General features: G+C 63.7%; 11 protein-coding genes. 1 reads left to right on the forward strand and 10 read right to left on the reverse strand.

The genetic code is table 11. The annotated features are described in order from the left end of the window. Positions 1-223 precede the first annotated feature (223 nt). From ftsH to tolQ, 10 genes are all read right to left on the reverse strand, one after another. A complete protein-coding gene (gene ftsH, locus IVA82_RS22300; protein ID WP_014439804.1) occupies positions 224-2146 on the reverse strand; it encodes an ATP-dependent zinc metalloprotease FtsH in 1923 nt (640 codons plus the stop codon). 266 nt (positions 2147-2412) lie between these two features. Further along, positions 2413-3492, reverse strand: a complete 1080-nt coding sequence (gene tilS / locus IVA82_RS22305) for a tRNA lysidine(34) synthetase TilS (RefSeq protein WP_247390650.1) — start codon at positions 3490-3492, stop codon at positions 2413-2415. A 158-nt stretch (positions 3493-3650) separates the two neighbouring features. Beyond that, on the reverse strand, positions 3651-4676 hold the full coding sequence (gene ybgF / locus IVA82_RS22310) for a tol-pal system protein YbgF (RefSeq protein WP_247390651.1): 1026 nt from the start codon (positions 4674-4676) through the stop codon (positions 3651-3653). A 181-nt stretch (positions 4677-4857) separates the two neighbouring features. Beyond that, positions 4858-5346 carry a peptidoglycan-associated lipoprotein Pal gene (pal, locus tag IVA82_RS22315; protein ID WP_148742946.1) on the reverse strand — a complete coding sequence of 163 codons (489 nt, stop codon included), beginning with the start codon at positions 5344-5346 and terminating at the stop codon, positions 4858-4860. Between the two features lie 248 nt (positions 5347-5594). After that, positions 5595-6356, reverse strand: coding sequence for a hypothetical protein (locus tag IVA82_RS22320; RefSeq protein WP_148742948.1), 762 nt, complete (start codon positions 6354-6356; stop codon positions 5595-5597). A 153-nt stretch (positions 6357-6509) separates the two neighbouring features. After that, positions 6510-8843: an EAL domain-containing protein gene (locus tag IVA82_RS22325; RefSeq protein WP_247390655.1), complete on the reverse strand. Its 2334-nt coding sequence runs from the start codon at positions 8841-8843 to the stop codon at positions 6510-6512. A gap of 244 nt (positions 8844-9087) precedes the next feature. Beyond that, on the reverse strand, positions 9088-10437 hold the full coding sequence (tolB, locus tag IVA82_RS22330) for a Tol-Pal system beta propeller repeat protein TolB (protein ID WP_187436229.1): 1350 nt from the start codon (positions 10435-10437) through the stop codon (positions 9088-9090). A 41-nt stretch (positions 10438-10478) separates the two neighbouring features. Beyond that, positions 10479-11435: a protein TolA gene (locus tag IVA82_RS22335; protein ID WP_247390656.1), complete on the reverse strand. Its 957-nt coding sequence runs from the start codon at positions 11433-11435 to the stop codon at positions 10479-10481. Positions 11436-11439: 4 nt separating this feature from the next. Further along, the gene (tolR, locus tag IVA82_RS22340; RefSeq protein ID WP_148742955.1) at positions 11440-11892 is read right to left on the reverse strand and encodes a protein TolR; all 453 of its coding nucleotides are present in this window, start codon (positions 11890-11892) and stop codon (positions 11440-11442) included. A gap of 43 nt (positions 11893-11935) precedes the next feature. Then, the gene (gene tolQ / locus IVA82_RS22345) at positions 11936-12652 is read right to left on the reverse strand and encodes a protein TolQ (protein WP_018641591.1); all 717 of its coding nucleotides are present in this window, start codon (positions 12650-12652) and stop codon (positions 11936-11938) included. Between the two features lie 426 nt (positions 12653-13078). On the opposite strand from tolQ, the gene IVA82_RS22350 reads away from it, so the two are divergent. Then, the gene (locus IVA82_RS22350; RefSeq protein ID WP_247390657.1) at positions 13079-13594 is read left to right on the forward strand and encodes a DUF2231 domain-containing protein; all 516 of its coding nucleotides are present in this window, start codon (positions 13079-13081) and stop codon (positions 13592-13594) included. Positions 13595-13644 lie beyond the last annotated feature (50 nt).

Here is a 13644-nt window from a genome sequence, read left to right on the forward strand (position 1 = left end):
AAGTTCTTCTTTAATGTTTCTCGCATTTGCCCCAAGGCGGGCTGACGGCTCCAGCGCTGTGGTGAATGGCGGCGCCGCCTGACGTGACCGGTTCCTCGTCTGCAAGGAGTGTGCGGCTATCGCGCGCTTCTCTCGTGCCCCGGACGCGCTGCACCAGCGAACCGCAGCCAATAAAAAACGCGGCGTTTCCGCCGCGTTTTTTAATTCGATCTGCCGCTTGCGATCAGGCCTGCGGCTGCGGCTCGAGGCCGGGATCCGGATCGGGACGCGGGCGCGACTTGCCGGCCGGCGGCACGGCGGAGGCGCGCGGCGTGGTCGGCTCGAGCACGGACTCGCGGTTCGGCTTCTTGCCCTTGAGCAGGTCGATGATCTCATCGCCGCTCAGCGTCTCGAACTCGAGCAGGCCCTTCGCAAGGGCTTCAAGATCGGCGCGCTTCTCGGTGAGAATGCGCGTCGCTTCGTTGTAACCCTCTTCCACGAAACGCCTGATCTCGGTGTCGATCTTCTGAACCGTCGCTTCCGATGCGTTCTGGGTGCGCGACACCGACATGCCGAGGAAAACCTCGTCCTGGTTTTCGCCATAGGACACGGTGCCGAGCGCTTCCGAAAGGCCCCAGCGTGTCACCATCATGCGCGCCAGCCGCGTCGCCTGCTCGATGTCGGACGACGCACCCGAGGTCACCTTCTCACGGCCGAAGATCAGCTCCTCGGCGACGCGGCCGCCCATCATGATGGCGAGGCGCGACGTCATCTGCTCCAGCGACATCGACAACTTGTCGCGCTCGGGCAGTTGCATCACCATGCCGAGCGCACGGCCGCGCGGAATGATCGTCGCCTTGTGGATCGGATCGGTCGCAACGACGTTGAGGCCGACGATGGCGTGACCGCCCTCGTGATAGGCCGTCAGCAGCTTCTCTTCCTCGGTCATGACGAGCGACTTGCGCTCGGCGCCCATCATCACCTTGTCCTTGGCCTCTTCGAACTCGGCCTGGGTCACCATCCGCTTGTTGCGGCGGGCGGCTGTCAGGGCGGCCTCGTTGACGAGGTTCATCAGGTCGGCGCCGGAGAAACCCGGCGTGCCGCGCGCGATGGTCTTGAGGTTGATATCCGGCGCCAGCGGCACCTTGCGAACGTGAACCTTCAGGATCTGCTCGCGGCCGACGACATCAGGATTGGGCACTACGACCTGGCGGTCGAACCGGCCGGGACGCAGCAGCGCGGGATCGAGCACATCGGGACGGTTGGTCGCGGCGATCAGGATCACGCCTTCATTGGCCTCGAAGCCGTCCATCTCGACCAGCAACTGGTTCAGCGTCTGCTCGCGCTCGTCATTGCCGCCACCGAGACCGGCGCCGCGGTGACGACCGACCGCGTCGATTTCGTCGATGAAGATGATGCAGGGCGCGTTCTTCTTGGCCTGCTCGAACATGTCGCGCACGCGAGAAGCACCAACGCCGACGAACATCTCGACGAAGTCAGAGCCCGAGATGGTGAAGAACGGCACGTTGGCTTCGCCGGCGACCGCGCGTGCGATCAGCGTCTTGCCGGTGCCGGGAGGGCCGACCAGCAGCACGCCGCGCGGGATGCGGCCGCCGAGGCGCTGGAATTTGCCGGGATCGCGCAGGAATTCGACGATCTCCTGGAGGTCCTGCTTGGCCTCGTCGACGCCGGCGACGTCCTCGAACGTGACGCGGCCATGCGCCTCAGTGAGCATCTTCGCACGCGACTTGCCAAAGCCCATCGCCTTGCCGGCGCCGCCCTGCATCTGCCGCGACAGGAAGATCCACACGCCGATCAGCGCGATGAACGGCAGCCAGGAGACCAGCAGCGAAACGAACCACGGCACGTTGTCGCCGGGCGGCTTTGCAGAGATCTGGACCTTGCTGTCATAGAGGCGCTTCACCAGCGTCGGATCGTTCGGCGCATAGGTCTGGAAGCTCGAGCCGTTGGTGAAGGTGCCGTGAATATCCGGACCTTGGATCACCACGTCGCGCACATTCCCCCGATCGACCTCGCTCAGAAGCTGCGAGAAGGCGATGTCCTGGGACGAGGCGCGCTGACCCGGATTCTGGAAGAGCGTGAACAACGCCAACAGCAGCAAAACAATGATGACCCAGAGGGCGAAATTGCGCAGATTGGCGTTCATCGATCTTCCTTCGTGGTCGCGCGGATCGCGGCCCTGATCCTTGGGCAGTTACTCGGGCAGTTACTCGGACGGTGCGAGGAAATCCCCAAGGAATCCTCTCGGTTAGACCATACAATTTAGGTGCCGTCCCGGTCGCTGCCAAGGGAACGAGGTGGGACTATTTATCCCATCTTAGTCCGATTCCCGCTGAAATAATGGCGCCCGGACCGGGGTTTTTCCCGCCTGGTTAAGGCTGGCCTGACGGCGCGGGCTCAATACGGCCGGTGTCATGATCCGCCCGCATCCGCTTTCCTGATCCGTTCCTTGCGCCGAGCCGGCGCCGGCGCGACGTGGATACGCCCCCCGGCAAGGCTGATCAAGGCTCCCGCAAGCGTTTGCTTCAGGGCTGGCCGGCCCTTTGTGGCTGTACGGGCGCCTGCGATGGCCTGATCGAGCGCAGCCAGGAGGGATTCGACCTTGCCGAGTTCCGCCGGCCCCTCATGACCGAGAGCGTTGATCGCCCGCAGCAGCAGCCGCAATCGAACCTCTTCCGGCAGAGCGGCGAAGCCAGCGGCTTCGAAGCTTCGCCCACGCAGGTCACGCGGCGCATCGCCGCGATCCCGCAGGCGAAGGAAGCGCTCGGCGCCGTCGGCCAGCACCTCGACCGCCGCATTGGCCCGCGCCAGCCGCGCAGCGAGCCGCGCCAGATTTCGGATGTCGCCGCCCTCGGTTGCGAGCTGCGGCAACAGCGCGCGCAGCCGCGGCCGGGTGAAGGCCGTATCGCGGTTGGTGGGATCGTCGGCAAAGCCGAGCTTGGCCCGCTTCAGGGTCGCAACGAGCTGCGACTTGGGGACGTCGAGCAGCGGGCGCGCCAGCACGATCCCGTCGCGCTCCGCCAGGCGCGCCATCGCCGACAGCCCGACAATTCCGCTGCCGCGCAACAGCCGCATCAACAGGGTCTCGGCCTGGTCGTCACGGGTGTGCGCGGTCAACACGTGGCTCGCGCCGGCCGCACGGGCGGCTTGTGCGAGCAGGCGGTAGCGGGCTTCGCGCGCAGCGGCAGGCAGCCCCGTCTTCGGTTTTGCCCCACGCCAGCGCAGGATCCGGTGCGACAATCCGAGAGCCGCAGCCTGCCGCTTGACTTCGCGCGCCTCGCGCGCCGCCTCAGGCCGCAGTCCGTGATCGACGGTGACGACCAGCAGTCGAGGCCCGCGCGCAAGGCTGCGCTGCCAGCGTGCCGCAAGCCACATCAGCGCGACCGAGTCGGGCCCGCCGGAGACCGCGAGCACCAGCGCCGGCGCAGTTTTGAAATCGGCGAGCAGCCGCCTGGCCTCGCGCGCCGAAATCGGTGAGTTGTCGTCTGACATGACGCTGCAATCGTCCGCGAATGGACCGCCTGTTTAGCGCAGCTCCGCCTGTGCTGTCAGGAACAAACCCGGTTGTGTTGTTTGAGCATGATCTCCGCGCAAAAGCGTTCCGCGCTTGCATTTTGCGCTGACACGGCGCTTCCGGTCCGGATCAGGCTCTAGCACTTCACCCGCTTCTGCTCGCGGTCGACCGCGGCTTTGACGCCCGCGGAAGCGCGCGGATATTTGCGGCCGACCTCGCCGAAGGCGGCGCAGGCGGCCTCCTTCTCCTTCAGCGCGGCGAGCGACTGGCCTAGCCGCAGCAGGGCATCCGGGGCCTTGGCCGATTTCTCGTATTTGGTGGTGACGGCGAGGAAGGCTTCGGCGGAGTCGCGATATTGCTGGCGCTGGAAGTAGCTCTCACCAAGCCAGTATTGCGCGTCGCCGAGCAGCGGATCGCTCGGATATTTCTGCGCAAAGGTCTTCATCGTCTGCTCGGCGAGCGCATAGTCCTTGCGCTGCATGTAGCCAATGCCGAGGTCGAACTCGTCGCGCGGCGATGCCGAGGGCGGCAGCGTGGCGAGGCCGCCGCCGGCCGGCGCGGGATAGCCGGGCGGGGTCGGCGCCGGCGTGGCAGCTTGCGGATTGCGCGCGCCGGTGTTGGCGAGATCGAGCGGTTCGCCGGCGCCGCGCCCGCCGGGCGCCCCGGCCGGGGCTCCTGCCGGCATCGGCTGCTGTCCGCCGCCGAGCGCGCGCGGCGCGCCGGGCGCGCTCGGATTCTGGCTCGGATCGAACGCATCGCCGCGGCGGCGCGTGCCGGGTGCGCCCGGCTGAGCTGGTGGTTCCTGAACAATCGGAGCTGGAGCTGCAACCTGCGGCTCGTAGCTCGGCAGGGCGGGTTGCGGCTGCTGGCGATAGACCGGCGCGGACTGAGCGGGCGGCACGGCCGCGATATTGGGCTGCACCGGCGGCAGTCCGGGGGCGGCTTGCGCGCCGCCCTCGAGCTGACGCAGGCGCTCTTCGAGCTGGCGGTTGCGGTACTGCAGCTCTTCGTTCTGGCCGGTGAGCTGGCGCAGCTGGTTCTCCAGCCGCTCGATCCGCATCTCAGGGTCGGCATCGTCCGACTGAGCGAGGACGGGCGAACACAGAGAGAGCAGCGCGGCGATCGCCACGATGCCGGTAATTGCCTTGAATTTCGATGACATTTTGCCCTGACGACGAAAGCGAAACGGCCTGCGACGGAACCTTCGACGCATCACACATTGAAGGGGAGTACGCCAAAAATGTGACTCGAACAAAGGGGTTTCTATCACAGGACGCTGAAACGAAACCGGCGCCCGAGAGGGCGCCGGCAAATTGCTTCCTGGTCGTGGAACGGGCGGCTGTCTAGGAGCTCGCGTTCAGCACGGTGACGGCGCGACGATTCTGCGACCAGCAGGAGATGTCGTTGCAGACGGCGACCGGCCGTTCCTTGCCGTAGGAGATGGTGCGCATGCGGTTCGGGTCGATGCCGCGCGAGGCCAGGAACGAGCGCACCGACTGGGCTCTGCGGGCGCCGAGTGCGATGTTGTACTCGCGGGTGCCGCGCTCGTCGGCGTGACCTTCGATGGTGAAGCTGTAGCGCGGATAGCTCTGGAGCCACTGCGCCTGCTTTTCCAGGGTCACGATCGCCTGCGGGGTCAGATCGGTCTGGTCGCTTTCGAAGAACACGCGGTCGCCCACGTTCACTACGAAGTCCTGCTGGCTGCCAGGCGTCGCCGCGCTGGCCATCGCATCGGCACCCAGGTTCTTGTTGGCGCAGGCGCCCATCGACAGCGCGACCGCGAGCACCGCAGCCAGCTTCAATCCCTGGAGGATGCGCATAGGATGTTTCATTCCGGAGCCTCCACGCTCACGTTAGTCCACTGCTGTCCGGTCTACAGGGGGTTGGTTAAGCGAACGTTCCGTCAACCTTGATGGGACGTTGCCAGAGCCGGTCAAATGCCCCCCACCGGCGAAAAGCAACCACTATGGTTAATGGGTTGTAAATGTGGCGCGAGGGTGAAGGCAAGTCGCCTTAACCGGCAAAAGCGCAGGCTTTGCCGGAATTTTGGGCCAGTCGCATGGAGAGTCGGGGATCGTCCCTAGCGGACGGAACCGATTGCCGAGGCCACCGCGTCCGAATTCCGCTGGGCGGCCAGCAACACCGGCCGCGGGGCGGCCTGGCGCGGGCTGCTGCGCTCAAACAACATGCGCCGCTCAAACGCACTGGAGCGCATGATCGGAAAGCGGGTCAGGATCCTGTCCCGGACCTTGGGATAATCCGATGCCATCAGGACCGCCTTCTTCGTCGGCCAGCCCGGAAACGAGCGTGGTTCGCCGAGGGTCTCGCACAGGAACACGCGGCGGTAGAACAGCTGATGATCGGTGCGCACCATCGAAAGCCCGACATCGGCATTGAAATGCTCGCAGGCAACGAAGGGTAACCGCACAGTCAAATACGGCAATTCCGGGAAGCGCTGCTGCATCTCGGGATCGGCAACAAATCGACACGGATCGACAAAAACTTCGCCCCGGTCGAGGCGAGGATGCAGGATGTCGCCGAACACCTCGGTGGTGTAGGACAGCCGACATTCGGACGTCAGAACGTGGATACGAACGGCACTGCAGAGTTCATCGTCGACGTAGACACCGAAATTCCAGACGTTGGGCGCGTCGTCGAAACGGTCGGTCACCCGCTGTGACTCCGACTGCGGGATCAGTCCAGCCTGCAGATAGGCCCGATAACGCATCAGGTGGAGGCGATCTTTGTCCTCCGGCGTTTCGATGAGCCGATAGTCGATACGATCGAACAGCGCGGCCCCACGTGGAAGAAGCGCCGTCTGCGGTTCGGCCCCGGACTTCATCTGCAATCCCTACGCTACAACAACTTCTGCGAGTAGGACGAGATTAATGGTTCCTTAACGAAATTGCAAAGGCTTAGAAACGTTAGGGTTAACCTTTGCACCCCGTAGAAGTGCGGGATAGCAGATGCCCTCAGAGATGGATGGAGGAAATTATCAAGCGATGGATCGCGATGCGGCGACCATCGGATCATTGCCCCCGCGACGGCCGTGGGAGGCATTGAGCAACTGACGAATCCGTACGGCCGGAACAGGCCGACTGAATAGATAGCCCTGGCCTTCGGTCACCGTCCCGTCGGCACTGATCAGTTCGAGTTGCTCGTTGGTCTCGATGCCCTCGACCACGACTGACATGCCGAGGTCGGCAGACAGCCGCGCCACGCCGCGCAGCAGAGTGAGCGGACGGTCGGTGTCGATGCCTTCCAGGAAGGAGCGGTCGATCTTCACCTTCTGCATCGGGAAATTGTGCAGATAGCTGAGGCTGGAATAGCCGGTACCGAAATCGTCGAGCGAGATGTGCACGCCGAGCGCATGCAATTGTGACAGGATGTCATGGGTAAGTTGGGTATTGCGCAGCAACGAGGATTCTGTGATCTCGATCTCAAGCCGATGCGCCGGCAGCCCCGAGACCTCCAGGGCGTAGCGGATTTCGCTCAGCACGTCGCGCTGGTGGAACTGGTGCGGCGAGAAATTGACGGCGACACTGACGCCGTCCGGCCACTTCATGCATTCCATGCAGGCGCGGCGGAGGATCCAGCGGCCGAGATCAACGATCAAGCCCATGTCCTCGGCGACAGGGATAATGTCGATCGGCGAGACCGTGCCACGCACAGGATGATTCCAGCGCAGCAGCGCCTCGCAGGTGGTGATCTTGCCGGACTTCAAATTGATCAGCGGCTGATAGAACAGCTCGAATTCCTCGTTGGCGAGCGCCTTGCGCAGGTCGAGCTCGAGGGTGCGGCGCGCCTCCACGGTCGCCGCCATCTCGTCGCGGAAGAAGCAGAAGGTGCCGCGGCCGTCGGCCTTGGCGCGGTACAGCGCCATGTCGGCGTTCTTGAGCAGCGTATCAGCCCGGACGTCGCCTCCCGGCGAGGTCAGCGCGATGCCGATGCTGGCGCCGATCTCGACCAAATGATTATCGATGCGGTAGCGCTCGCTCAGGCGCTCGACGATACGCCGGGCAAGACTCGCGGCGTCCTCGGGCGAAGAGATGTTCTGCTGGAACACGACGAATTCGTCGCCACCGAAGCGCGCGACGAAATCCTCGGGGCGCAGCATATCGCGCAAACGGTTGGCGACCGCGCACAGGAGCTGGTCGCCGCAGGGATGACCCAACGTGTCGTTGACCTGCTTGAACTGGTCGAGGTCGACGAAGAGCAGGGCCGACAGACGCTCCGAATGCCTCGCGATCGCGAGCAACCGCTCGATTTCGTCGCGAAAACTGACGCGGTTAGGCAGCGCTGTGAGATCGTCATAGCGTGCAAGATGGCTGATCCTGGCCTCGGCATTGCGCCTCTCAGTGACATCCTCAAGCAGCACAACCGCGCCGCCGTCGGCCATTGGCTGCACGGTCCATGACAGCGAACGGTTCCTCTGCGTATCGGGATCGGAGGTAATGATCTCCTTTGCCTGCAAGGTTTCGATGTCGGCAATGATCGACTCGCCGCTTGGGGCTGAAATCGATCCCGATTCGACGCACGCCGCGACGATGTCGCGCGCGCTCGTCCTGCTCCGTGCGAGATTGTCAGGCAGGCTCATCATCGCGGCAAAGCGGTGGTTCATCACCGCGAGCTGGCCGTCGACGCGAAACATGCACAACCCATGCGGCATGTTGTTGAGGGCGGTGTCGAACTGGCCGGCGAGCGCCGCCTCGCGCTCACGCGCGATAACCGCCCGCAAGAATATCCTGTGCAGATTGGCCGAGAGCTTCATGACGGACAAAAGAAACGCGGCACACACGACGGACATGGCCACGTAATAGGCAGTGGCGTGCAGCGCCAGCGCGATCACCGCCGGGCCGAATATCAGGGTGGCTTGCAGACGAAAGATCGATTGCCGTCCGTAGGCTCTCCCCGCTCCTCCCGCCACGATTCCGGTGGTGACCGAGAGAGCGATCATATGGGCGATGGCGTCGTCATTGCTCAATAGGGTTGTGGAACACCATAGGCCAATCACGGTGGCCTGAATGAGCGCTCCTATTTGGTAACGGTTCTGCCAACGCGCAGCTTGTTCGACACTAAGGACCGACTTTCCAGTCTGGTACCGGTGCAAATCGAAGGCGCGTATGGCTCCCGCGAGAATGAGAAGCGCGACAAATCCCCAGATCAGCGTCTGTCCCGTCTTCAGCGCCGTCAGGGATGCCGAGAATGCCGAGAAGACGATTCCGGTCAGCACCGTGCCGGGAGCCTCGAACAACGAATCAGTCAGCGCCGCCGAAAGATTCGGCGAGGATTTTTGATCGATCTCTCCGCTCTGGCTGTCGAACTGCATCTGATTTGAACGCGCATCCTGTCCGGCGCGTACTTTTACCCAGTTCAGATGAAGTCTTTCTGAGGGAACATCGTTAAAGTCGAGTTGTTTTGAACCCTCAACAATCGAAATAAGCCAATAGAAACAAAGCACTGGGAAAAGTTTGCCGAGCACAACCTTAAAGAATTGTTGCCGCGGACAAACATCTCGCAAAGTTTTCGGAAAAAGGCGCGCGTTCAAGCGAACGCGCGCCGAGGTCCGGCCGCTACTGTCCGGACGTTGAGGATAGCAGCGGCGACCACGCCGGATCGGACGCGAAGCCCGGCGTCGGCACCTTGAGCTCATTGCGGCCCGAGATATCGACGGAGAACAGCGACGGTCCGCCGGCGCCGCCGGGATCGCGGAAGAACATCAGCACGCGACCGTTCGGCGAGAAGGTCGGCCCCTCATTATGGTAGCCAGAGGTGAGGAGCCGCTCGCCGGTGCCGTCCGGCTTGATGACGCCGATCGAGAACTGCCCGCCGCCCTGCTTGGTGAACGCGATGTAGTCGCCGCGCGGCGACCACACCGGCGTCGAGTAGCTGGCGTTGGTGTCGTCCTTGGAGAAGGAGATGCGCTGCGCCGCGCCGCCGCCCGCGGCCATCACGTAGATCTGCGGCCTGCCGCCGCGATCGGACTCGAAGCAGATGCGGGTGCCATCGGGGGAGTAAGAAGGAGAAGTGTCGATCGCCGGCGTGTCGGTGAGGCGCGTGGTCGAGCGCGAGCGCAGGTCCATCACGAACAGATTGGAATTGCCACCCTGCTGCAGGCTCATGATGACACGCTGGCCGTCCGGCGAGAACCGCGGCGCGAAGGTCATGCCGGGGAAGTTGCCGACGATTTCGCGCTGCCCGGTCTCGATGTTGTAGAGATAGACCTTCGGATCGCCCTGGCCGAACTCCATGTAGGTGATCTCTTGCGAGTTCGGCGAGAAGCGCGGCGTCAGCACGAGATCGGCACCGCGGGTCAAATAGCGCACATTGGCGCCGTCCTGGTCCATGATCGCGAGCCGCTTGACGCGCCGCTCCTTCGGCCCGGTCTCGTCCACGAACACCACACGGCTGTCGAAATAGCCCTTCTCACCGGTCATCCGCTCATAGATCTGGTCGGAGATGATGTGGGCGATGCGGCGCCAATATTCCGGCGAGGTGAAATATTGCTGGCCGGCGAGCTGCTGGCCCGAGACCACGTCCCAGAGGCGGAATTCGGCCTTGAGCCGGCCGTCCGGCTGCCGCGTCATGCGGCCGGTGACCAGCGCCTGCGCGTTGATGGTCTTCCAGTTCTGGAATTGCGGCGCCACATCGATATTGCTGATGCGCTCGATGAAGGCGGCCTGGTCGATCGGGGCAAACAGGCCCGAGCGCTTCAGATTGTTGGTGATGACCTGGGTGACGCCGTTGCCGACGTCGCCGTCGGACGGCGAGCCCGGCAGGAAGTTGGTGATCGCGATCGGAACAGGCTGAAATTCGGTGGGATCGATGCGCAGCCGCGGCTGGGCCTGTTGCGCGAAGGCCCGTCCGCCCCCGAGCATCGCAAGCGTCGATCCGGTCAGTGTCATGAAGCGGCGGCGGTTCATCGATCGGACGTCATTCATCGCAAATTTCTTTTGTTCGGATGTCACAACATATCTTTCAGGCCGAAAGTCATCGGGATGAGCTTCCAGCTGTCGTACTGCGGCTTTGGCATAAACGAATAGACCTGACACTGCACGATGGCGCGCTTGGCACTCTCCGCCACGGCCTGGGCAATCGATCGCGAGGGTCCCCTCACCGCGACGACGACAGGCTCAGACGCGAGCGATCCATCGATCTTCATCGGAATATCGATGTCAGCCTCGTACTGATCGGCGTCCTGTCCGTTATAGGTGGGCGTGAAGCAGCGCTTGACCGCACCCTGGAAAGCGCCTCGCCAGGTCGCAACGTTGGTAACGGCGGTCCCGGTCGTCGATCCCAGCGAAGCGGACGCATTCATTGTCGTCCCGGTGAGCTCGTGCCGGGTCGTTGCGCGCTTGTCGAGTTCGCGCTGGATTTGCGCCGGATCGAACGAGCGCTCCTTGGGCTTGGGCTGCTGCGGCTGCACCGCCGCGACCTTGGGCTCCGGCGGCTTGGGCGGCGGCTTCTTGGTCTCCAGCTTCTTCTGGAGCTCGGCAATCGGATCTTCCTTGGCCGGATCAGGCTTCTTTTCCTGCGGATTCGGTTCTTCTTTGGGCTTGGCCTCGGCGACCGGTTTCGGCGGCTCGGGCTTCTTCTCGACCGGCTTCTCGACGGGCTTTGGCGGCGGCTCCGGGGTCGAGTTGGTCTTGATCAGCTCTTTCTTCTCGGTGACCTTGCCGACGGCGTCCTCTTCGGGCTTGGCCTCCGCGATCTTCTCGACCTTGGGCTTCGGCTTGTCCTTTTCGCCGGTCTTCTGCCCAGCGGTGATCTGCGCGAGCTGGTCGCTGGAGATGATATCGATCGGAAGGGACTCTTCCGCCGGCACGAAAGCCCTGCTGCTAAAGGTGAACAACCCCCATCCGATCACGAGGACGTGCAGGGCAATCGACGCAACCAGTGTCTTGTCGACGTTCACCTTCACCGGCTTAGGACCCCTGATCCGCTTCCGTGACGAGCGCCAGCTTCTTGAATCCGGCGCCGGACAGCAGGCCCATCACCTTGGCCACGGTCCCGTAATCTGCCTTCTTGTCGGCGCGCAGGTAGATGCGTTCCTCGAGCCCGCCGCGCGCATCCGTGATCGCTTTGAGCTTCGGCACCAGTTCGTTGATCGCGATCTCGGCGTCGGCGATGAACACCTTGCCCTTGATGTCGACGGACATCTGGATCGGCTTCTGGTCGTTCTGCTCGAGGCTCTTGGCCTGGGTCTGCGGCAGGTCGAGCGGCACGCCGACCGTGAGCAGCGGCGCCGAGACCATGAAGATGATGAGCAGCACCAGCATCACGTCGACCATCGGCGTGACGTTGATCTCAGCCATGACCGGCTTGCGCCGGCTGCGGCGCCCGCCGCCGCCGGACGAACTGGCTACGTTCATGCCCATGATCTGCTGCCCAAATGTGCCCTGACACTATACATGCCGTCCGTCAGCCCCGCTCGTCGATCTGACGCGACAGAATGGCAGAAAATTCATCCGCGAAGCCCTCGAGCCGCTGGGCCTGCCGATTCACCTCGGAGGTGAACTTATTGTAGAAAATAGTGGCAGGAATGGCGGCGATAAGGCCGACGGCGGTCGCAAACAGCGCCTCCGCGATGCCGGGGGCGACCACCGCCAGAGAGGTATTTTTCGACGCCGCGATCGATTGGAAGCTCGACATGATGCCCCAGACCGTGCCGAACAGGCCGACGAAGGGCCCGGCCGAGCCGACCGTCGCGAGCACCAGAAGCCGGCGCTCCAGCCGCTCGACCTCGCGCGCGATCGAGACGTTCATCACCTTGTCGATGCGCATCTGAAGACCCGCGACCGAGCGCGCATGGCTCTCGAACGAGCGCTTCCACTCCCGCATCGCGGCCACGAAGCAGGCCGCCATCGAATGCGTCGGCTTGGCCGAGAGCGTGCGATAGAGTTCCTCGATCGACTCGCCGGACCAGAAGGCCTGCTCGAAGCGGTCCATCGAGCGGCGGGTGCGGGCAAACAGGAAAATCTTGTCGATCGCGATCGCCCAGACCCAGACCGAGCAGGACAGAAGTCCCAGCATGACGGCTTTCACGATCCAGTGAGCCTGCCAGAACAGCGCAATCAGCGACACGTCCGCGGAAGCGGCAACCGGAAGGGCTGACTGAGCCACGTCGGCCGGATTCATAAGCAGTATCCTCTCAAGGCGATCGTTATCCAGTGTCCTTCGGCAGCAAATGGCTGCCGTTTCCCCGACAGCCGCGCCAACCGGCGCAGCCGGCAAGCCCGCTTAAAGCTTGGTCTTTTCTGGGGTACAGGGCTCGTCCAAAGCCGGCCGTCTGCATTCCCTGCCAAGATGTCAAAACTAAGGGCCCCGACCCAAGGCCTTGACTTCGGGCTTTGGGCGCGATTGTCCGCAATTACCAGAGCCCGGCGTTGGTTAATGCGCGGTTACCGGGACCGAATTTGGCTGCGGGAAAGGTAGCGAGTGCAGACGATTGGGAGCTCTCAACCCAAGGATATGCGCCACGTGGCGTTGTCGGGGCGCTCGCCCGGAGGAACCACCGCTCTCTCGGAAAATTGTCCCGAAAATCACTTTCGGCGAGGTTTTGCCATGACCATCAACCCCAAGACGACTGCCGCCATCGGCGATCACCCGCTCCACCCGATGATTATCCCGTTTCCCGTCGCATTTCTGGTCAGCGCGCCGATCGCCGATCTGGCGTTCATTGGCACCGGCGATGGCTTCTGGGCCAGGGCCGCGATGTGGCTGATCGGCGCCGGCATTGTCATGGCGCTCGTTGCCGCCGTGGCCGGCTTTACGGACTTCGTCAGCGAGCCCCGCATTCGCAGCCTGAATGCCGCCTGGTACCATATGGCCGGCAATCTCGCGGCGGTCGCGCTGGCCCTGATCAATTTCTATCTCCGCTTTGCCCAAGGCGCGGAGGCCGCGATCAAGCCGTGGGGCGTGGTGCTCTCTTTGGTCGTCGTCGGCATCCTTCTGTTCACGGGGTGGAAGGGCTGGGAGATGGTCCACCGGCACCACGTTGCCGTGCTGGACGCACCGGGCCAGACCAGTTCGGAGCCGGTCACGCCGCACCTTGGCAACGAGGGTCGGCGCGCGGCCTGAGCAGCGGCACGTCGCCGGCGGAGCCCGGCGCCGGGCCCGCGGTCCGGTCC

The organism is Bradyrhizobium sp. 142, assembly GCF_023074015.1.
Taxonomy (GTDB): Bacteria; Pseudomonadota; Alphaproteobacteria; order Rhizobiales; family Xanthobacteraceae; genus Bradyrhizobium.

Bases quoted from the DNA above. Each gene is read 5' to 3' on its own strand.
- ftsH (WP_014439804.1), bottom strand. From the start codon at position 2,146: ATGAACGCCAATCTGCGCAATTTCGCCCTCTGGGTCATCATTGTTTTG.
- tilS (WP_247390650.1), bottom strand. From the start codon at position 3,492: ATGTCAGACGACAACTCACCGATTTCGGCGCGCGAGGCCAGGCGGCTG.
- ybgF (WP_247390651.1), bottom strand. From the start codon at position 4,676: ATGTCATCGAAATTCAAGGCAATTACCGGCATCGTGGCGATCGCCGCG.
- pal (WP_148742946.1), bottom strand. From the start codon at position 5,346: ATGAAACATCCTATGCGCATCCTCCAGGGATTGAAGCTGGCTGCGGTG.
- IVA82_RS22320 (WP_148742948.1), bottom strand. From the start codon at position 6,356: ATGAAGTCCGGGGCCGAACCGCAGACGGCGCTTCTTCCACGTGGGGCC.
- IVA82_RS22325 (WP_247390655.1), bottom strand. From the start codon at position 8,843: ATGCAGTTCGACAGCCAGAGCGGAGAGATCGATCAAAAATCCTCGCCG.
- tolB (WP_187436229.1), bottom strand. From the start codon at position 10,437: ATGAACCGCCGCCGCTTCATGACACTGACCGGATCGACGCTTGCGATG.
- tolR (WP_148742955.1), bottom strand. From the start codon at position 11,892: ATGGGCATGAACGTAGCCAGTTCGTCCGGCGGCGGCGGGCGCCGCAGC.
- tolQ (WP_018641591.1), bottom strand. From the start codon at position 12,652: ATGAATCCGGCCGACGTGGCTCAGTCAGCCCTTCCGGTTGCCGCTTCC.
- IVA82_RS22350 (WP_247390657.1), top strand. From the start codon at position 13,079: ATGACCATCAACCCCAAGACGACTGCCGCCATCGGCGATCACCCGCTC.